15 protein-coding genes are annotated in these 18,820 nt (G+C 44.7%); 7 read left to right on the top strand and 8 right to left on the bottom strand.

What is annotated here, in order from left to right:
* Positions 1 to 28 precede the first annotated feature (28 nt).
* Together NL644_RS13760 and NL644_RS13755 are read right to left on the bottom strand one after the other, a co-directional pair.
* Positions 29 to 1,969, bottom strand: a complete 1,941-nt coding sequence (locus tag NL644_RS13760) for an alkaline phosphatase D family protein (RefSeq protein WP_253658506.1) — start codon at positions 1,967 to 1,969, stop codon at positions 29 to 31.
* A gap of 9 nt (positions 1,970 to 1,978) precedes the next feature.
* Positions 1,979 to 2,329, bottom strand: a complete 351-nt coding sequence (locus tag NL644_RS13755) for a hypothetical protein (RefSeq protein WP_074191431.1) — start codon at positions 2,327 to 2,329, stop codon at positions 1,979 to 1,981.
* Positions 2,330 to 2,566: 237 nt separating this feature from the next.
* Here NL644_RS13755 and NL644_RS13750 point away from each other — a divergent pair, with 237 nt between their 5' ends.
* Positions 2,567 to 3,871, top strand: a complete 1,305-nt coding sequence (locus tag NL644_RS13750) for a MipA/OmpV family protein (protein WP_114322621.1) — start codon at positions 2,567 to 2,569, stop codon at positions 3,869 to 3,871.
* A 65-nt stretch (positions 3,872 to 3,936) separates the two neighbouring features.
* Complete coding sequence (locus tag NL644_RS13745) at positions 3,937 to 4,353, top strand: hypothetical protein (protein WP_249373351.1); 417 nt, start codon at positions 3,937 to 3,939, stop codon at positions 4,351 to 4,353.
* A gap of 79 nt (positions 4,354 to 4,432) precedes the next feature.
* Here NL644_RS13745 and NL644_RS13740 read toward each other — a convergent pair whose 3' ends face one another.
* A complete protein-coding gene (locus NL644_RS13740; protein WP_253658505.1) occupies positions 4,433 to 5,017 on the bottom strand; it encodes an FMN-dependent NADH-azoreductase in 585 nt (194 codons plus the stop codon).
* A 185-nt stretch (positions 5,018 to 5,202) separates the two neighbouring features.
* Between NL644_RS13740 and hrpA the strand changes: the two genes are divergently transcribed.
* From hrpA to NL644_RS13715, 5 genes are all read left to right on the top strand, one after another.
* Positions 5,203 to 9,189: an ATP-dependent RNA helicase HrpA gene (hrpA, locus tag NL644_RS13735; protein ID WP_253658504.1), complete on the top strand. Its 3,987-nt coding sequence runs from the start codon at positions 5,203 to 5,205 to the stop codon at positions 9,187 to 9,189.
* Positions 9,190 to 9,371: 182 nt separating this feature from the next.
* Positions 9,372 to 9,851, top strand: a complete 480-nt coding sequence (locus tag NL644_RS13730; RefSeq protein WP_005394221.1) for an outer membrane beta-barrel protein — start codon at positions 9,372 to 9,374, stop codon at positions 9,849 to 9,851.
* 199 nt (positions 9,852 to 10,050) lie between these two features.
* Positions 10,051 to 10,566 (top strand): outer membrane beta-barrel protein, encoded by a 516-nt coding sequence (locus NL644_RS13725; RefSeq protein WP_005394222.1) that lies wholly within the window; start codon positions 10,051 to 10,053, stop codon positions 10,564 to 10,566.
* Between the two features lie 372 nt (positions 10,567 to 10,938).
* Complete coding sequence (locus NL644_RS13720) at positions 10,939 to 12,519, top strand: BCCT family transporter (RefSeq protein ID WP_005394224.1); 1,581 nt, start codon at positions 10,939 to 10,941, stop codon at positions 12,517 to 12,519.
* 121 nt (positions 12,520 to 12,640) lie between these two features.
* Positions 12,641 to 13,030, top strand: a complete 390-nt coding sequence (locus tag NL644_RS13715) for an ATP-binding protein (RefSeq protein WP_005394226.1) — start codon at positions 12,641 to 12,643, stop codon at positions 13,028 to 13,030.
* A 20-nt stretch (positions 13,031 to 13,050) separates the two neighbouring features.
* On the opposite strand, the gene NL644_RS13710 is transcribed toward NL644_RS13715, so the two are convergent.
* The 5 genes from NL644_RS13710 to NL644_RS13690 all read right to left on the bottom strand — a co-directional run bounded on the left by NL644_RS13710 (position 13,051) and on the right by NL644_RS13690 (position 18,773).
* The gene (locus NL644_RS13710; protein ID WP_005394228.1) at positions 13,051 to 13,689 is read right to left on the bottom strand and encodes a sugar transferase; all 639 of its coding nucleotides are present in this window, start codon (positions 13,687 to 13,689) and stop codon (positions 13,051 to 13,053) included.
* A 10-nt stretch (positions 13,690 to 13,699) separates the two neighbouring features.
* Positions 13,700 to 14,887 (bottom strand): glycosyltransferase family 2 protein, encoded by a 1,188-nt coding sequence (locus tag NL644_RS13705; protein ID WP_253658503.1) that lies wholly within the window; start codon positions 14,885 to 14,887, stop codon positions 13,700 to 13,702.
* Positions 14,880 to 15,998 carry a glycosyltransferase gene (locus tag NL644_RS13700; protein WP_253658502.1) on the bottom strand — a complete coding sequence of 373 codons (1,119 nt, stop codon included), beginning with the start codon at positions 15,996 to 15,998 and terminating at the stop codon, positions 14,880 to 14,882. Before NL644_RS13700 ends, NL644_RS13705 begins: the two co-directional genes overlap by 8 nt.
* Before the next feature lie 220 nt (positions 15,999 to 16,218).
* Positions 16,219 to 17,652 carry a chain-length determining protein gene (locus tag NL644_RS13695; protein WP_253658501.1) on the bottom strand — a complete coding sequence of 478 codons (1,434 nt, stop codon included), beginning with the start codon at positions 17,650 to 17,652 and terminating at the stop codon, positions 16,219 to 16,221.
* Positions 17,649 to 18,773 (bottom strand): glycosyltransferase, encoded by a 1,125-nt coding sequence (locus tag NL644_RS13690; RefSeq protein WP_253658500.1) that lies wholly within the window; start codon positions 18,771 to 18,773, stop codon positions 17,649 to 17,651. Before NL644_RS13690 ends, NL644_RS13695 begins: the two co-directional genes overlap by 4 nt.
* Positions 18,774 to 18,820 lie beyond the last annotated feature (47 nt).

Below are 18,820 nucleotides of genomic sequence, written 5' to 3'. Positions count from 1 at the left end.
AAAGGGCAAGTCATTTTGGGAGCGAGATTTAGCCTTCTGCACGAGTTGGTGGAAAATGTACCTCTTCACCATCGCTCGTTAGAATGCTAATTTGGCTCGGCTTTCCTTCGTCATCAAGACGCAGCTCACCAATAGCACTGTGGTTAACTAAGCGATAAAAATTGTGCGTACTTGGTGCGCGTTTGTAGATCTTTAGCCGCTTACGTTTTGTAAACCAGTTTAAAGGCGAACGAGGGCTATATAGAAGCCTATCTAGACCATCACAAATATTGAGCAATTGGGTTGGGAACTGATTTTTAATCCCGCTACAGGTGATTTGATAGATATTCGGACTATTTTTTCGGTAGCGAAGTTTAATGTCGTATGCAAAAGAGTAGTGCACGTCGCCAGAGAGAATAACGAAATTGGTCGGCGTCTTAGTATGTGTAAAAATACTAATAAGCGTATTCGCACTTCCGGGGTGCGCCATCCAGTTTTCAGCATCGACCATTAATGGTTTACCAAGCATCGTTACTACTCGCTGCAGTGCTTCGATAAATTTCACTCCGAACATCGGCGCGGCAGAAACAATGATAACTTTGTCTTGATGAACAAGTTCTTGGTGGAACTCAATCATTGCTTCCCAGTCCATTAACCCAGAGGGCTTGTTCATTTTAGACTCAGAACGCCAGCGTCTGGTTCGCGTATCTAGCACGACAACTTTTGGCGTCGTCGGAATGGTGTAATGCCAATTCTCAAAGCGATACAAATATTGAATAAATGCATCTTGAGTTTGTGAGGAACGCTCGTTGAAAAAGCGTTGAGCGATACTCATAAACTCATCATTGAATTTTTCTGGCGCGTTTCCCCACCCTTGGCAGAGCCAGTAGGCAATCAGGCTGTTGCCTATAATACGTTTTGCAAAGGCGTTGCTGTACGCGGCTTGTTCCCAGCCTATGGTAAGGTTCCAATCGTCGGTGACATCGTGATCATCAAAGATCATGTAGGTTGGAATGTGAGCAAGTAGGCGTTGAACATTATCTAGACCTGAGACGAATTTATCTATTTGAGCTTTTTCTTCTCGCCATTGCTGTTGCCATTTGGGGTCGAGAGTTGCTCCGCCGACAGTAAACTCATTTTCTAATAAGCGATCTGTCCGAATAAGCTTCCATAAGGTCGGAGACCAAACCAATAAGTACATTGCAAAGCATTCGGCAAAGCTTATTAGATGGTTTTCACACTCTTTGGCGCTGAATATTGGCGTCCCTCTGTGCGGGAAAAACGTACTCAGTAAACTGCCATCATTCACATAATGAGGCAACAATTTGTCCCGACCATAATAACAAGCTGAGTGCTGGTAGAGGGCATTGGTATTTTTTATCGGCGCTTGCTCGAATTCTTCGCCCGGTAAACCGAGTAGGGCAATGACTTGTTCGATGGCGTCCAGAGTAGGGCCTGCAACATGGTCTGCGTAGATTTGGTCACCACTCATGATGAGCATATCTGGTCTTTCTTCGATGGTTTGAGATGCGATTTTATGATCCGCAGCGACCAATGTATCTTTACTGAAGTGGTGGGGATTCCGGCACGAGCCATGCAGAACATAATCTGCTTTTTCGCTGATTAGGAACTCAACGCCCAAATTTGGACAGTTATCTCGTTCATAAGTCAGATGAGGAAGCAGTTCCGTTACTAAACCGTGTTGCGTTTGTATTTGATAGCGTAACGTTTGATGGGTCGGAAACTCGCCCTTTAATTGCAACAAACAGCACCACGCATTGAGACCGATTTGAAGCTGTTCTTTTTGCTCACTTAAGGGGGCTTGATGAAGGACGGAGGCGTTTTCATCCGTAATTTGCACCATACCCTCCAAGCGTTGGGTGGTGACTAGCCAAATATTGATTTCAGTTGCAGTCACTTTGCGCAAAATCGGACCTGCAACGATAAGAGGAAGTGAGGATGTTTCAGTCGTATTCATCAATGCTGGCAAAACGGCTCCTTATGTGTCAGCTTCTTCTTCTAATATTTCGATAACTTGTGAACTGCTAAGTTCATGTCCCATAAGGAATAAACCTAGCATGGCATCGGCTTTTGACGCGTTATCACTGTCTTCATCCAAAATCTGCTGAAGTCGCGTTCTGATTAGATCTATTTCGTGCTCGACGAAGCCGCGTCCCTCTTCGTCTCCCTGACCATCTTCTGGAGCATTATCAAAGTGCAAAAATAACATGTCACCTTCAAGTTGAGTCCCTATCAACCTTTCAGGCAGCCATGCTTCTCCCATCACAATGTCTGGGTCCGTGTCTGCGGGTAAATGATTCAAGGTAGAGATAAGTTCTGATGCTTTCACTTTTTACTTCATTATGTTTGATTTAGAACTAAGCTAGAGTTTTAAGAGCTTGTTACGATAGTAAAAATATTCACAAATAAGCTCATCTAGTCGTGCAATATTAATATAATCTTGGGACTCAAACTGTCACGAGGATGACAACATTTGTCATTGTAACGGCTATCATCAGAAGAACATAAGCTTTAAATGGCAAATCATTGATGTTTGCCTGCTTCTCAACCAACATTTTTCGAACTCATGAAGAGATTAATTCTAACAACACTCACTTTGCCTTTAGCTGCGATGGCTTCTTCTGCGTATGGTGTAGAAGAGCAAACGTGGGGAATTGCAGCGATGTATCGCACCGCATCGATCCCGTTTTATACGGCCGATAATGACTCGACGGTGAGTACATTTGTACCAATGATGTTCTTTGAAAACGAGCATTTGTATATCAATGGCATTGAAGGCGGCGTTTTTCTGTATGACGAGAGTGATTCTGATTGGCGCGCGAGTGCGATCATGCGATTGAGATTTGTTGATATTCCCATGTCGCTACAAAATGCCAATGAAGGGGACAGAGTCGACTTTGGTGGTCAAGTTCGTTATAGCATTAACGACAACTGGCGCGCAGAAGTAGAACTAATGACGGACGATGAACTCCAGTTTCACTCTAATTATCGCCTTGCCGCTAATTATGCGTTTGGTGATTGGGAGTTAGAGCCATCTATCACGATTCGATACAAAGACGCCGACTTCAACAGTGAATATTATGCGTTTAAAGATGTTACTGGGGAAAGAATTGGAGCAGGACTTGACGCCAGCATCGGCATCAAAGCGCGTTATCATGTGACTTCCAACTTGTACTTATTGGGGGAAACGAGTGTCACTCGCTTAGATGATAATGCCTACAACAGCCAGCTTGTAGAAGACCGATATCAAGGTGAAGTGTTTGTCGGTTTTGGCTTTTTCAACGATAAAGGCAAAGCTCCGAAATCAGCACTGAGCAATAAACCATACCTACGTATCGCGCATGGTTGGGCGACGCCTTCAAATATTGGTGAAATATTTAGCTTTGAGAGAGAAAAAGACCCATACGACAATCAACTTACTTCATTGTTTTATGGGCACCCGCTAACGGACGAGTTGTTTGGCTTTCCTCTTGATATTTATTTAACGCCAGGTTTGGTTCATCACTGGTCGTCCAGTGTTCAGCCCGCGAGCACAGAATACGTGATGGCGATTAAGGCTTATTATACAGTTAATTGGCCAACGACTTGGCGATTTGGTGTTGCGGAAGGTATGTCATACGTCGACAACATTACCTACATCGAAGGAACCGAAATGGAAGACAAGGGTTATACACCAAGTAAGCTACTGAACTACTTAGACTTCTCGTTTGATGTAAATATAGGTGACTTATTCAACCAAAAAAACTGGGAAAATATGTGGGTGGGTTATTCATTGCATCACCGCTCAGCAATTTTCGAAAGTGCGTCCCAGTTTGGGCGCATTAAAGGCGGGAGCAACTACAATACCATTTACTTCCAGTTCGAGTTTTAGAGCATCGTAAGATGCATATAGGTCGGATTTGCAACTGACTTCTTTATCGCCCATTATGAGTAATGATGAATAATACAATGCTGCTTTCAACGCGAACCTTCGTGTATCGTGCCAAAGTTAAGGCTGTTTGTGATGCATCTGATGAATCGGATGGCATGAGCACCATGAGTATCGACTCCTCATTCAATATTCAAATTGAGGCGATAAACTGTACCAACGATGAATTTGCCAAGCGCTTTTTTGTCGTCCACGGGGAAGGACATTTAGAGGGTGACGAATGGTTAGTGTTGTACGTCAATTCTCTTGAGGTTGACGTTGGAGACGATCTCGAAATTCCGAGTGATGTCGCGTTTGATGCGATGATTGAGAATATGATAAACGAAGCTGAGCAGTCTTTGGAAAAGCTCTATCACGAAGCGCTACACAACTTAGAGAAAGTGAATCGCTCTGGGAGAAATAAGATAACTTCTAAACACGATTAGTGTATTTTGATCGACAAGGGATTGGCGCGAACCAATCCCTTGTTATTTGTATTCTACTTGTTCTTGAACTTAGGCCAATTTACGCTATCGCTGCAAGTTGGCTCTGCGCTTCAGAAATGCCTTTCGCAGCGAAATCTTCACCCATGTTTAGCGCTTCCGCATAAACAAATTCCACATCAGTGATACCAACGAAACCTAGCACGGTACGCAGGTATGGTGTGACGTTGTCTGTTGGTGAATCTTTATGGATACCACCGCGAGTCGTGATGACAATCGCTTTCTTACCTTCGAGCAAGCCTTGAACGCCGTTTTCTGTGTATTTGAATGTCACGCCAGCGCGAGCAATCAAATCAATCCAGTTTTTAAGCTGAGTCGGAATCGTAAAGTTATACATTGGTGCGGCAATAACCAAAGTGTCTGCGGCTTTTACTTCTTCAATAAGGGTATCCGACAGTTCGACAACCGCTTGTTGTTCTTGTGAAAGATCTTCCGTTGCGCGAAGTGCAGTGGCAACGGCGAAGTCCAAAACTGGTAATGGGTTTGCAGCCAAATCACGAACAGTTAGCTTGTCTTGGTCTACATTTTTGATGAAGTCTTCAACCAGTTTGTTTGATTGAGAGTAATCGCCAAGGATGCTTGATTTTAGAGCTAGTACACGAGACATAATGGTTATTCCTTAAATAAGTGCTTTTGACTATGGGAGCCATTATAAGCGAGGCACGTTGGTTAAAAAGTATAGGGATTCGCTGAACATGTTCGAAAAATTTGAATGTGGTTTCGGTTATCTTGTTGCAGATCTTGTGTGATACAATCCGCGCAGTTTTTGTAATGAAAAGAATAGGAAACGCTTTGACTTCGTCACAGCCCCCAAAAAAGAATCCCGCTGAAGAGCAAGCGACACCGTCAAATGGTGTGCAAAAGGCGACAGCGAAACAAGATAAAGCACCTCAGGCTCAAGTGAATAGCGCGGCGTCTCTACGCAAAGCGTTAAGCCAGTGCATGATGCGTGACCGCTTCCGTTTAAGTAAACGCATTTCTGGTGCGAGCAAAATTAAGAAAGATGCAGCACGTAATGCTGTGTTTGATGAAATTGCACTCGACATTGCTAAATCGATGATGGCTGCGGAACAACGCAGCAACTACAAACCAACGATTGAATACCCAGAAATTCTGCCCGTCAGCCAAAAGCGTGACGACATCGCTAAAGCGATTGAAGAAAACCAAGTGGTTATCGTCGCGGGTGAAACCGGTTCTGGTAAAACCACTCAGCTGCCAAAAATCTGCGCTGAGCTTGGTCGCGGTAAGTTCGGCCTGATTGGTCATACTCAGCCTCGTCGTCTTGCGGCGCGTTCGGTTGCGAACCGTATTGCCGAAGAGATGGAAACCAAACTGGGTGAGTTTGTTGGTTACAAGGTTCGATTCAACGATCAGATCTCTGAAAATACCCAAATCAAATTGATGACGGACGGTATCTTGCTGGCTGAAATTCAGCATGACCGTTTCTTGAATCAATACGACACCATTATTATCGATGAAGCGCACGAGCGCAGCCTTAACATCGATTTCATCTTGGGTTACTTGAAAGAGTTGCTACCACGTCGTCCTGATTTGAAAGTGATCATCACGTCGGCAACCATTGACCCAGAGCGCTTCTCAAAACACTTCAACAATGCACCAATTATTGAAGTGTCAGGTCGTACTTACCCAGTAGAAACCCGTTACCGCCCACTAAGCGGTGATGACGACAATGATCGTGACCAACTTGAAGGCATCTTCGAAGCGGTCGACGAATTGTGCGATGAAGGTTTAGGTGACATCCTGATCTTCATGAACGGTGAGCGTGAAATTCGTGATACCGCAGATGCGCTGTCTAAACGCAATCTGAAGAGCACCGAAATTGTGCCGCTTTACGCGCGTTTGTCGGCGGGCGAGCAGAACAAGATTTTCCAACCTCATACTGGTCGCCGAATTGTACTGGCAACCAACGTGGCAGAAACCTCGCTAACCGTTCCGGGCATCAAGTATGTTATCGACCCGGGCACGGCGCGCATTAGCCGCTACAGTTACCGAACTAAGGTTCAGCGTCTTCCAATTGAGCCGGTTTCTCAGGCGAGTGCGAACCAACGTAAAGGTCGTTGTGGTCGTGTGGAAGAGGGTATCTGTATCCGTCTGTACTCAGAGGAAGATTTTGAGTCGCGCCCAGAGTTTACCGATCCCGAGATCCTGCGTACCAACCTAGCATCGGTTATCTTACAGATGACCGCACTTGGCTTGGGTGACATTCAAGCCTTCCCATTTGTGGAAGCGCCGGACAAACGTAACATCCAAGATGGTGTTCGTTTGCTGGAAGAGCTTGGCGCGATTAATTCTGAGGTAAAAGACCCGAAAAAACGCCTGACTTCCATCGGTCGCCAATTAGCTCGTTTGCCAATCGACCCACGCTTGGCGCGTATGGTTTTGGAAGCGCCAAAATATGGTGCGCTTAAAGAAGTGATGATCATTGCAGCGGCCTTGTCGATTCAAGATCCACGCGAGCGTCCTTCAGACAAACAACAATCATCAGATGATAAGCACCGTCGTTTCTTCCATGAAGAGTCGGACTTCCTGACGTTTGTGAATTTGTGGGAATACATCCAAAAGCAGCAAAAAGCCTTGTCTAGCAACCAGTTCCGCAAGCAATGTAAGCAAGACTATTTGAACTACTTGCGCGTGCGTGAGTGGCAAGATGTGTACTTCCAAATTCACCAGTCGATGCGTGAAATGGAATTCAAACTGAACGATGAGCCTGCGTCTTACCATGGTGTACACAGTGCGATCTTGGTTGGTTTGTTGTCACACATCGGTATGAAAGACCAAGAAAAGAATGAATATCAAGGCGCGCGCAATGCTCGTTTCCATATCTTCCCTGCATCGGGTCTATTTAAGAAACAACCTAAGTGGATAATGTCAGCCGAGTTGGTGGAAACCTCGAAACTTTGGGGCCGTATCATTGCCAAGATTCAGCCGGAGTGGATTGAGCCATTAGCCAAACACCTTATCAAGCGCAGTTACAGCGAACCGCATTGGTCGAAGAAACGCGCGGCGGTGATGGCGCACGAAAAAGTCATGCTTTACGGCGTGCCAATCGTACCGAAACGTTTGGTGAACTACGGCAGTATCGATCCGACCGTTAGCCGCGAAATCTTTATTCGTAGTGCATTGGTTGAAGGTGAGTGGGAAACCAAACACGCGTTCTTTAAACAAAACCGTAAGCTTCTGCAAGAAGTGGAAGAGCTTGAACACAAATCTCGTCGTCGTGACATCTTGGTGGATGATGATGAGCTGTTTGATTTCTATGACCAACGTGTTGGCACCGAAGTAGTGTCTGGTAAACATTTCGATACGTGGTGGAAAAAAGCATCGAAAGAAGATCCTGAACTGCTGAACTTTGAAAAAGAGATGCTGTTCAAGGGCGATGCTAGCCATGTGACCGATTTGGATTACCCGAACTTCTGGCATCAAAATGGTTTGAAGCTCAAGTTGAGTTACCAATTTGAACCGGGCGATGATAGTGACGGTGTCACAGTGCATTTGCCGTTGCCGATTTTAAACCAAGTTGAGCCAGCGGGCTTTGACTGGCAGATCCCTGGTCTGCGTCATGAGCTTATTGTTAGTTTGATTAAATCGCTGCCGAAGACGATTCGTAAGAACTTTGTGCCTGCGCCGAACTATGCAGATGCATTCTTAGCACGTGTAACACCAATGGAAGCACCGCTGCTATACTCGCTAGAAAAAGAACTGCGCCGTATGACGGGTGTAGAAGTATTGCGTGAAGACTGGAACTTGGAACAGGTGCCTGAGCACTTGAAAGTCACGTTCCGAGCGGTTGATCATCGAAATCGCAAACTGAAGGAACATAAAGACCTTCACGAATTGAAAGAGAGCTTGAAAGACAAAGTTCAAGAAACGCTTTCCAAAGTGGCAGATGACGATATTGAACAGCAAGGTCTGCATACGTGGAGCTTCGGTGAATTGCCGAAAGTGTATCAACAAAAACGTGGTGGCTACGATGTAAAAGCGTATCCAGCACTTGTTGATAGCAAAGACAGCGTTGAAATCAAACTCTACGAAACCGAATTTGAGCAGATCACCGCAATGCGTGCTGGCCAGCGTCGCCTAATTTTATTGAACGTACCGTCGCCAATTAAATACTTGCACGCTAACTTACCGAACAAATCGAAGTTGGGTTTGTATTTTAACCCTTACGGCAAAGTGCTTGATCTGATCGATGACTGTATCGCCTGTGGTGTCGATAAGCTTATTGAAGAGCAGGGTGGCTTAGTTTGGGAGCCAGAGAAGTTCGAAGCGTTGAAAGAACACGTTCGTGCTGAACTGGGTGATACCGTCGTAGAGATCGCGAAACAGGTTGAGACTATTCTGACAACGGCGTTCAGCATCAATAAGAAGCTAAAAGGCAAAATCGACTTCACTATGGCGTTTGCTCTGTCGGATATCAAAGCACAAATTGAAGGCTTGATCTTCAAAGGCTTTGCGACGGAATGTGGCTGGAAACGCTTGCCGGATATTCTTCGCTACATGCGTGCGATAGAGCGTCGTATGGAGAAGTTGCCAATCGATCCAAACAAAGATCGTTTACACATGCTGAAGATTGAATCTGTGACTCAAGACTATAAAGAGTTGCTGAACAAGATCCCGAAAGGTGTGGCCATTCCTGAAAACGTAAAGGAAGTGCGTTGGATGATTGAAGAGCTTCGCGTGAGTTACTTTGCCCAACAATTAGGCACTCCTTATCCTGTTTCTGATAAACGAGTCAAAAACGCGATTGATGCTTGCTAATCAACCAGTAAAATAGCGTCAGATTTGCAATTATCGCGTATGAGGTTACTGGTACACTAATTGCTAGTAACTCAATAAGCGTTATTTTTTAGTTCTGGGAGGCAATGGTTCGCCTCCCTTTATTTGTAGTACCAACGACTGAGTTATGCAGACGTGGGAATAATAAAGAGTAAAGGTAGATGATGAAAAAAACTCTATTAGCAGTGGCGCTACTTGGCGCATCTTCTGCGGCAATGGCAGATTCTTGGATTTACGGTGGTGCAACAGTAGGTCAGTCTGACTACAAAGGTGAGACGGATACATCATACTCTGTTCACGTTGGTACAGGTATTCTACCTATCATTGGTATTGAAGCTGGTGTAACGCAACACGGTGAATTTAACGTAAATGGTCAAGACACTAAGCTAACGTCTTACTATGCAGCACTTAAGCCAAGCATCGACTTTGGTCCACTGCATGTGTATGCAAAAGGTGGCTTCCACCAGTGGGACAAAGAAGTGAAAGGCGGCAAAGACGATGACGATTTGGATCTAATGTACGGTGTAGGTGCTGAGTACTTCATTTTTGGTCCGATGTCTGTTGGTGCTAGCTACATGAACTACACGGCGGGTAAAGACGATATCGGCACGTTCTCTGTTAACGCAACACTGCATTTCCTATAAGCGTCTAGCTTTCTAACACCCATATGAAAAACACCGACTTTATGTCGGTGTTTTTTTGTCTGGAAGTCACAAAACAAAAGTTGAACATAAATTATTCACTTTTGGATCTTAAAATGCTCATGCTTTCCAATATATAGTGGCGATTAAATACGCATATTTGCGTAATGTTTCGCTTAGGAATCGCTCAGGAAGGGATAGTATGAAAAAAACACTCTCGTTATTAGCTCTAACGTTGTGCTCAACATCAGCAATGGCTGACTCATGGATTTACGCTGGCGGTCAAATTGGTCAATCTGATATCGATAGCGAAAACGATACAACCTACGGTATTCATGTGGGTACTGGTATTTTGCCATTCATTGGCATTGAGGCAGGTTACTTTAACCACGGCAAAGTGGATTTATCACTGAGTGGCAGCAGGGGTAGTGCTGATTTTGATTCATTCTATTTAGCAGCGAAACCAAGCATCGACTTTGGGCCGCTTCATGTCTATGCCAAAGGTGGCATCAATGCATTCAACGTTGATTATGACGGCGGACTGAGAAATTTAGATAAAGATGATGGTGTCTCCTACATGTATGGTGTCGGTGCCGAATACTTCTTGCTCGATAATGTTTCTATTGGGGCAAGCTATCAAGCGTTTGGCGTGGATATTGACAGCGATAGTGACACCGTGAGTAGTGTGACGGGGAATATTACCTTCCATTTCCTATAATAATCAGTCTCTATGAAAACGTTACTGACTTGGTTTCATCGCTATCTTTGAAACCAAGTCAGTGTTACTTATCTCAATTTACGCGCCCATCAATGATAAAGCCACAGAGCGCAAGTATTTCCAGTGCTTTTCGAACGATCAAATTACGATAAAATCAATCGTTAGACCTCATAATTTTTGTGTTGATATTACTTTGTTCTCATCTGCGTTTAACTGAGCCAAAAATGCAATAAATGGCGATTTTTTGCAAAAATATGTGATTACTGCTAAACTTCGCCCCGCTTTAAAACTTTAGAGTTCAAATTAATGGAGGGCGGTATTGGAGTTCTTCTCACCTGAGGGGCGTTTCAAATTCACGTTAAATTTGTATTTATGGATAATGCATTTAAAAAATATAGTATCGACACAACAGACTATCAGGTTGGACAGGACAACGTTCAAAAGTGGGGATTCGACATACATAACCCCGTTTTTGGCATCAGTGCGGGTCTCGTTGTTTTCTGTCTAATTTCACTTCTTCTTGTTGAGCCAACCACTGCTCGTGATGTATTAAACGGTCTGAAAAACGGAATTATCGAACAGTTTGATGCGTTCTTTATGTGGTCGACAAACTTCTTCTTATTATTCGCTGTTGCTCTTCTTTTTTCTCCGCTGGGTAAAATCCGCTTAGGTGGCAAAGAAGCAACGCCGGATCACTCAACCGTTTCTTGGTTGTCGATGCTCTTTGCTGCTGGTATGGGTATTGGCCTTCTGTTCTGGAGTGTGGCGGAGCCGACCGCGTACTTCACTGATTGGTGGGGAATGCCACTGAACGCAGTGCCATACACAGAAGAAGCGAAATCTCTCGCGATGGGTGCCACCATGTTCCACTGGGGTGTGCATGGTTGGAGTATTTACGCACTCGTTGCACTAGCACTTGCGTTTTTTGCTTTTAACAAAGGTTTACCGCTTTCATTGCGCGCGGCGTTTTATCCAATTTTTGGTGACCGAGCATGGGGTTGGTTAGGGCATGTTATCGACATTCTTGCCGTTTTATCCACGCTGTTTGGTCTTGCAACGTCGCTGGGTCTCGGTGCTCAGCAGGCGACCAGTGGTATTAACCATGTCTTTGGTCTAGAAGGCGGCATTGGTACACAAATGATTGTGATCACCTTTGTTACCTTTATCGCGGTGCTATCAGTAATTCGTGGTATTGATGGTGGTGTTAAGTTACTGAGTAACGTCAATATGGTGGTTGCGTTTGCCCTGCTTATTTTCATTACCTTTATCACGTTTGATACGGCGTGGGGTTCGCTACGCGACACAACAATGGCTTACATTGAAAATATTATTCCGTTGAGCAACCCCCACGGTCGTGAAGATGAAACTTGGATGCACGGCTGGACGGTATTCTACTGGGCTTGGTGGGTATCTTGGTCACCGTTTGTTGGTATGTTTATCGCGCGTGTGTCTAAAGGTCGTACGGTTCGAGAATTCCTGTTCGCAGTGATCGTTATTCCTACTGTCGTTACCTTGATTTGGATGTCTGTATTCGGTGGTATCGCGCTTGACCAAGTGGTGAATAAAGTGGGGGAGCTAGGTGCAAATGGTCTAACTGATATTTCACTGACTCTGTTCCATGTTTACGATGCGCTACCGTATAGCTCAGTGATTTCAATGCTTTCTATCGTGCTGATTCTGGTGTTCTTTATTACATCATCAGACTCTGGCTCACTGGTTATCGATAGTATCACTGCGGGCGGTAAGATTGATGCACCAATTCCACAGCGTATTTTCTGGGCTTGTATTGAAGGTGCAATTGCAGCCGTTATGCTTTGGGTTGGTGGCAAAGAAGCCTTGCAAGCATTGCAGTCAGGCGTGGTTGCAACGGGATTACCGTTTACCTTTGTTCTGTTGTTGATGTGTGTAAGCTTGGTTAAAGGGTTAAGAACCGAACTGTCAGCTTACAAATAAACACTATCCACTATTGAATTTAAATGCCGAGCCTAATGCGCTCGGCATTTTTTATTTCTACTTTTCTTTTTCAATAATTCCGTTACAGTTTGGGCTTATTCCCACCTCATTTAACAGCATTATGTCACTGGCTAAACTCATTCTTATTCGTGGACTTCCAGGTTCAGGTAAAACAACCTTAGCAAAGCAATTGGCGATAGAGCTTGGTGCTAAGCATTTTGAAGCTGACATGTATTTTGAAAATGATGAAGGTGATTATCACTTTAATCCAACTGAGTTACCCCAAGCGCATGAATGGTGTTTTCAGCAAACTCGAAAGTGGTTGAACAAAGGGAAAGTCGTGATTGTGAGTAATACGTTTGTTCGTCACTGGGAGATGAAGCGTTACTTGGACTATTGCGTGAAGAAGCGCATTGAGGTGGAAGTTAAGGTGTGTCGCGGAGCGTATCAAAGCATTCATGATGTGCCACCAGCGACCATCGAAAAGATGCGACGCCAGTGGCAAGAGTGACCGTTACCAGAACCAGGGGGTTACTGACCTCGTCCGTCAATCATCACAACGAATGTTTTGCTCATGATTGAAAGGTCCATTGAAATCCAAGAGTAGAACGAACCTAAGCTGAGTGCGTAACTGTGGTCAAAACCAACTTTACGTCGTACATCTTCAATGCAAGCATCATAGCCTTGGTTAACTTGCGCTAGGCCTGTAATTCCTGGTAATACGCCATATGTGCGTTCTACAAAATAAGGGATTTCATCTTCCAACTTTTGGTAGAAAGCAGGGCGCTCTGGACGTGGCCCGATCATAGACATTTCACCTCTCAGCACATTAAACAGCTGTGGTAACTCATCTAAACGCGTCTTACGTAAAAAACGTCCTACTGGTGTGATTCGAGGATCATTCTCGGTTGCCCAAACTGCACCGGAGCGTTGCTCCGCATCAATATACATGGTGCGAAACTTCATGATTTGAAAAAGATCCATTTTTTCTGGTGTACAGCGCCCAACACGCAGTTGACGATAGATCACTGGGCCTTTTGATGTGATTTTTATAGCTAGCGCGATAAATGGGAATAGTGGTGCAGTGACGAGCAAAATAAACATTGCAACCAGTACATCAAACGTTCTTTTCGCGTGGCATACATTTGAATCGTAGCGTGAGTTTTTCATGATGCTTTCCTTATTGGTTGACGCGTTTCCAACGTCCATTTTCCATTCCTAGCAAATACTTCATACCGCCGATGAAATTGGCGAGATGACCAATGACGATGTAGCTAATCAGTTTAAAAGGCTTGACTGTGTTAAGTGCAGGCACCAAGTAAGTGACAAGTGCGATACCATAAACACAGGCTTGAGCGAGCAGCATTACTTGAAAAAGCGGGTTGTGTGCCAGTAGTAGTGAACAAACCAAGCAAACAATCATCAAATAGGGTGTTGCTAAGCGCAGAACCTTTCCCGATAGAAATGCAAAGGCAGTGCCACGATAGCGAGGTAGCAGTAATTGCTTTAATTGCATGAGCTGCTGCATGTTACCCGCTGAAATTCTTAGGCGTCGCTTGAAGTCTGCGTCGTCTGAGCTTTGTTCGAGTTCAAGAGCCAGCATGTTAGGTTCGTAGATAGCGTTATAGCCTCGCAAAACGATTCTCATAGGGAGAATAAAATCGTCATTGATGGTGCTGACTTCAAGTGGTTCAAATAGGTGGGTTCTGAATGTATAAAACGCACCGTGAGAGCCAATCGTTGAACCTAGCAAGGATTCTTGGTGCTTCACTCGAGACTGGTATTGCCAGTACGCGGCTTCACCTTGGTTATCGGTACTCATTATTTGATATGTCGCGTTAACCACTCCAACCTTCTCATTTTGATAATGCTGACTAGCTAGCAACAGAGAATCGCAAGAAATCAATGCCGATGTATCACTTAGTGCGGTAATGTCCGAGTTAACATGACGCATTTCTTCGTTGAGTAGGGCAACTTTACCGCGATTGACTTGGTGGTCATTAATGATGAACAGTGTATCGGAGCAGATTGCTTCTTGAATCGTAGCTTGAGCAATCTCGGCTGTGTTATCTGTGCAGCCATCACATGCGATCACCACTTTCAATTTATCTCTTGGGTAATCTAAGCTCGCAAGGTTGCGGATCTTTTCTGCTATCCATTGTTCTTCATTGTAGGCGGGCACGATGACAGTAATAGATGGTAACTGACTGTCTGTTTGAGAGGCTTTGTAAGCTCGCTCTACAAATGGTGCTGTGGTTTTTTGCTGTTTTAAAGGAAGCCATTTAAGTAGCAATGGATAACCAACATGATGATAGACAATCAAAAATGCGGATAAACCAAAACCTGTAATCCAAAGTAAATCATTCATAGCTAGCCTCCTTGGCCAAGCGTGAGTAGCGACTCACCATGTCTCTGATATCAAAATGTTTGAGAATAAAAGTTCGAGGAGAACCATGGGTTGATTTCAATTGCAGCGACAAAGCTTCCGCCAAAGAGAACACTCGGTTAGCTTCAACCAATGTGCTGTTAATCGGGCAGAGCGTCTCTTTCACGCCACCAACATCGGTTGCGACACAAGGAATGTCACATGCTTGAGCTTCTAGTGTTGAGAGGGGGAAACCCTCTTGAAGCGACGGTAAACAAAATAAATCGAGGCTTTGGTAAAAGCTGGGCATATCATCGACCAAGCCTAAAAAGGTAACGCGATCCTCAAGTTTTAACGTTCTAGCTTGTGCTTCCAATTGAGCTCTCTGAGAACCATCTCCAGCAATGGCTAGATGTGTGTTTGGCGTAAGATGAGAGAAGGCTTCGATAAGCACTTTATGGCCTTTAACTGCTTCTAAACGTCCAGCCACTCCAATCACGGTTTTGTTGGCTGGAAGCCCAAACAAGTTTCTCTTGGTTGCTTGATTACCGCTTTGAAATTTCTGGCAATCGATTCCATTGTGAATGGTGCAGACTTTGCGGTAATTCAGTTTTGTCTGGATTTGTTCGGCGACAAAGTTCGCATCGGCAACCACATGTGGACGAATCATTTTTAGCAGTAGGGACTGCAGTCGAGCTGACTTTCTGTTATTCAGATGCCAGGCGTCGTGCTCAGTATGGATAATTACTGGCACCTGCGCTAAGCGTGCCGCAATCCCACCATATAAGAGTGGACCGATATGGTGAGTGTGGACTACATCAGGCTTAAGTCCTTTGAGCATGGAAGTCAGCGTACTGATGGTTGTCCCGCTGAATCCAGGTTTCTTATTGAGAAAGTGCAGTTGGCCTTGGTAGGCCGAGAGTTTTGACCAGCATTGCAGTGTTTGCGCTTTGCTTCCCTCTAAACTTACGACAAACACGGAATGATTCGGTTGCGCAAAACGAAGCATCTCTAATACGAGCGTTTCCAAACCGCCAGGAGCTAAGTGCTGCACGACGTGTAATATCACTTTTTTATTGCGTTGACTGCTATTTTGTTTTTGTCTGAATTCCATTCTCAAACCCTCGTTGAGTTCTTTGTTTATTTAGGAATTGCAGACTGCGTGCCAATAAATTAAGTGTTTAAAAACATGGGGTTAATGTAAACGCATATGAAGGGCTATGTTTATTCTCAATTTGAGATTCATATTAGTGGAAACCTTACACGGAGTTAGAATAAGCACAAAAAGAAAAGCACTCGCTGAACGAGTGCTTGTAATGGAGTGTTAACGGCTGTTAGCTTCCGTATACCACTTTAGGTAGAGTGGTGATCACAGGAACGCCAAGGTGCTTTTCTAATGCTCTTTTAGAGCGGATAGAGTTATCGGCTAACTCAAGTATCGTCGCTAATCCAATGCCCAAACCCGCGCCACCGATAAACCCTAAAATGACAAACACAAAACTAGGTAAGTTAGACGGAATGGTTGGTGTGAAAGGTTCATCAATGATTTTCACGCGTTTATTCTCTTCAAATACGCCAAGTGAACCAGTTAATTGAGCCATTTCATAACGCTCTACAAGGTCATCATACATTTCTCTTTTTACCGCTACATCACGAGCTAGGCGGTTGATTTCTGTTGCTGTGCTACCAAATCGATGCGCATTACTTTCTAACTCTTGAATCATTGTTCGTAAGCTATTTGTTTCTTCTGTGAGGGCTTCAAAGCGTCCGCGCATAATTTGCAGTTGGTGAAGCTGAGAGACCAGAAGAGGCTGAGCTTCTCCAAGACTGTTTACGGTGGTATTGCTTGCGATATCCCAAAGTTGGGCGCTGTTTAATTCCGGTTGTTTAGAGTTCAATAGTACTGAGCGCTCTTGCTCCAAGCGGTTTAACTCTCGTAGCTTGCCTTGAACCATGCTATGCGCCTCAGTGTACTTGGCGCGAAGCAAAGTGAGCTCACTACGAATGTCTATGATTTGTTCTTCAAGCTTACCGATAACCGGGTTGGTTTTAGAAAGTTGTTGGTCCAAACTACCTAGGCTTCGGGTAACACCAGCAAGCTCCGCTTCTTTTTCTGCCAAGGTTTGTTTAAGGCTTGCCAGACGAGTCAGGCTTTGTGCTTGCATTTCAGGCGTCGCGTGAGAGTAAGTATTCTTGTATTCCGCGAACGCTTGCTCTGCTTTATCCAGCTCTTCTCTGCGTTTATTAATATGGATGGTTAAAAAGTGACTTGAATCTTTAATTGAAGATCGTTCAGGAGCTAAAAGCTGTTCGACAAAATGTTCGCTGACGGAGAGTAACATCGACTCCATGCCATTCGGTTTGCCACTTCGTAGTTGGATTTGAATGAAGTCCTTACCAAGCTGCTGAACAGACAAACGCGACGCGAGATCTTTAATGATGAACTCTTGCTCTTTGGCACTCATTTCGCCACTAATCAGCGCTTGTTCTTTGGCAACTGAGTACAAAACATGTCGGCTTTTTAGCAAGGTACTGAGTGCGCTCAATCGATCTTTCAGCATGGTTGAGACGGCAAGATCTTGAAGGAATGGGTTCATTTTCGCTGTCTCTTGGATAAGCATACTTGTATGAGCGACATAAGTCGTCGGAACCAGTTTACTTACGATGAAACCCAGCACAGGCAATACAAGCATAGGAATAACGATCATGTAGCGACGTCTCCAAGCACCATGTAACAGTACGCTGAGGTTTTCTCTTAAATCGTTCATAGCGCCCTCACTAATTTATCAACTTGGTTGGCTCTTGCTTCCCAGCTTTGCTGTTGAACAAATGACTTTGAATCTGTCGGTGGCGGTAGGAGGTGATCGAGACTGGCACGCACGTCTTCGACATCTTGAACCACATGAAGCATATGTTTGTAGGGCATTAATGCAGGAAACGGTGTGCTGATAACAGGGGTTCCTGTTGCCAAGTACTCAAGAAGTTTAAGCGGATTACATGCCTTGATTTGAGCGTTATCAACAAAGGGCAACCAACTGGCATCCCAGTGTTGGGAGTAACGTGGCAGAGTGTGATGCGCTCTCGGGCCCAGATAGTATACGTTGCTTCTTTGTGGAAGTGGATTGTCACTGAACTCGTTGGGGCCGATGAACACGAGATCCCAGTCAGGCGCTTGGTCTGCGACTTGGGCAATTAAGTCGTAGTCTAACCATTCAGACAAACTGCCATAAAAGCCCAGCACTTTGCGACCATTATTAGGTAAATCTGCAGCCTTAGGTGCTGGCTCAGAAAACAGGCTAAAGTCGACACCGTGAGGTAAAGTGACGGTTTTACCAGATGGAAATTGAGTAGCGAGTTTGTCACTTGCTGTAAAAATCACATCAGCCGCGTTAACCAGTGTACGTTCATGCTTGGCAACCGTGTCGTGGTCAACACCAGCTAAAGCGCTAAAGTCATCGCCACAATAGTAAATTAGCCCACGTGAATTCATTTCCGCACAAACATCTGCTGCCGTCGGGAGCGATGTCCAAAATATAGGCTTATCAAAACCAAGAGCGTGTAACTGTTTATTGAGCTGGTATTTCATCATCTTAGCCGCTACTTTTCTTACCAGCGCAGAACTTGGAGCAGGAATAGTGAGTAGGTTAATGGTGTGAATATTTGGGTTTATTTCAGACTCTAACGTTGGCTTATGTGATCCAGCGTTATTAAAGACACGAGTGAGCTTGTTTAACGCACGTTGCATGTCTTTAGCGGTCAGCCTAGGTTGACGCAGACCGATTGAGTTCACCCAAAGGATGCGGTGGCTCGTTGCTAGTCGTTTGACAATGTGTTGAGTGGAGGAGGGTAGCCCGCCAAAATCTTCTCCAAATACTACGATGTCTGTCATGTGGCTCTCCTTGAGTCTTTGTTATTTGATTACTAATCAAGAGAGTA

This window comes from Vibrio sp. Y10_XG_PY6, assembly GCF_024181795.1.
Lineage (GTDB): Bacteria > Pseudomonadota > Gammaproteobacteria > Enterobacterales > Vibrionaceae > Vibrio > Vibrio diabolicus.
This window is presented reverse-complemented; position numbering and strand designations above follow the sequence as displayed.

What these genes read in the sequence shown, in the direction of transcription:
- NL644_RS13720 (WP_005394224.1), top strand. Translation starts at nt 10,939, where the DNA reads ATGGATAATGCATTTAAAAAATATAGTATCGACACAACAGACTATCAG.
- NL644_RS13700 (WP_253658502.1), bottom strand. Translation starts at nt 15,998, where the DNA reads ATGGAATTCAGACAAAAACAAAATAGCAGTCAACGCAATAAAAAAGTG.
- NL644_RS13695 (WP_253658501.1), bottom strand. Translation starts at nt 17,652, where the DNA reads ATGAACGATTTAAGAGAAAACCTCAGCGTACTGTTACATGGTGCTTGG.
- NL644_RS13745 (WP_249373351.1), top strand. Translation starts at nt 3,937, where the DNA reads ATGAATAATACAATGCTGCTTTCAACGCGAACCTTCGTGTATCGTGCC.
- NL644_RS13710 (WP_005394228.1), bottom strand. Translation starts at nt 13,689, where the DNA reads ATGAAAAACTCACGCTACGATTCAAATGTATGCCACGCGAAAAGAACG.
- NL644_RS13740 (WP_253658505.1), bottom strand. Translation starts at nt 5,017, where the DNA reads ATGTCTCGTGTACTAGCTCTAAAATCAAGCATCCTTGGCGATTACTCT.
- NL644_RS13750 (WP_114322621.1), top strand. Translation starts at nt 2,567, where the DNA reads ATGAAGAGATTAATTCTAACAACACTCACTTTGCCTTTAGCTGCGATG.
- NL644_RS13725 (WP_005394222.1), top strand. Translation starts at nt 10,051, where the DNA reads ATGAAAAAAACACTCTCGTTATTAGCTCTAACGTTGTGCTCAACATCA.
- NL644_RS13715 (WP_005394226.1), top strand. Translation starts at nt 12,641, where the DNA reads ATGTCACTGGCTAAACTCATTCTTATTCGTGGACTTCCAGGTTCAGGT.
- NL644_RS13705 (WP_253658503.1), bottom strand. Translation starts at nt 14,887, where the DNA reads ATGAATGATTTACTTTGGATTACAGGTTTTGGTTTATCCGCATTTTTG.
- NL644_RS13730 (WP_005394221.1), top strand. Translation starts at nt 9,372, where the DNA reads ATGAAAAAAACTCTATTAGCAGTGGCGCTACTTGGCGCATCTTCTGCG.
- NL644_RS13690 (WP_253658500.1), bottom strand. Translation starts at nt 18,773, where the DNA reads ATGACAGACATCGTAGTATTTGGAGAAGATTTTGGCGGGCTACCCTCC.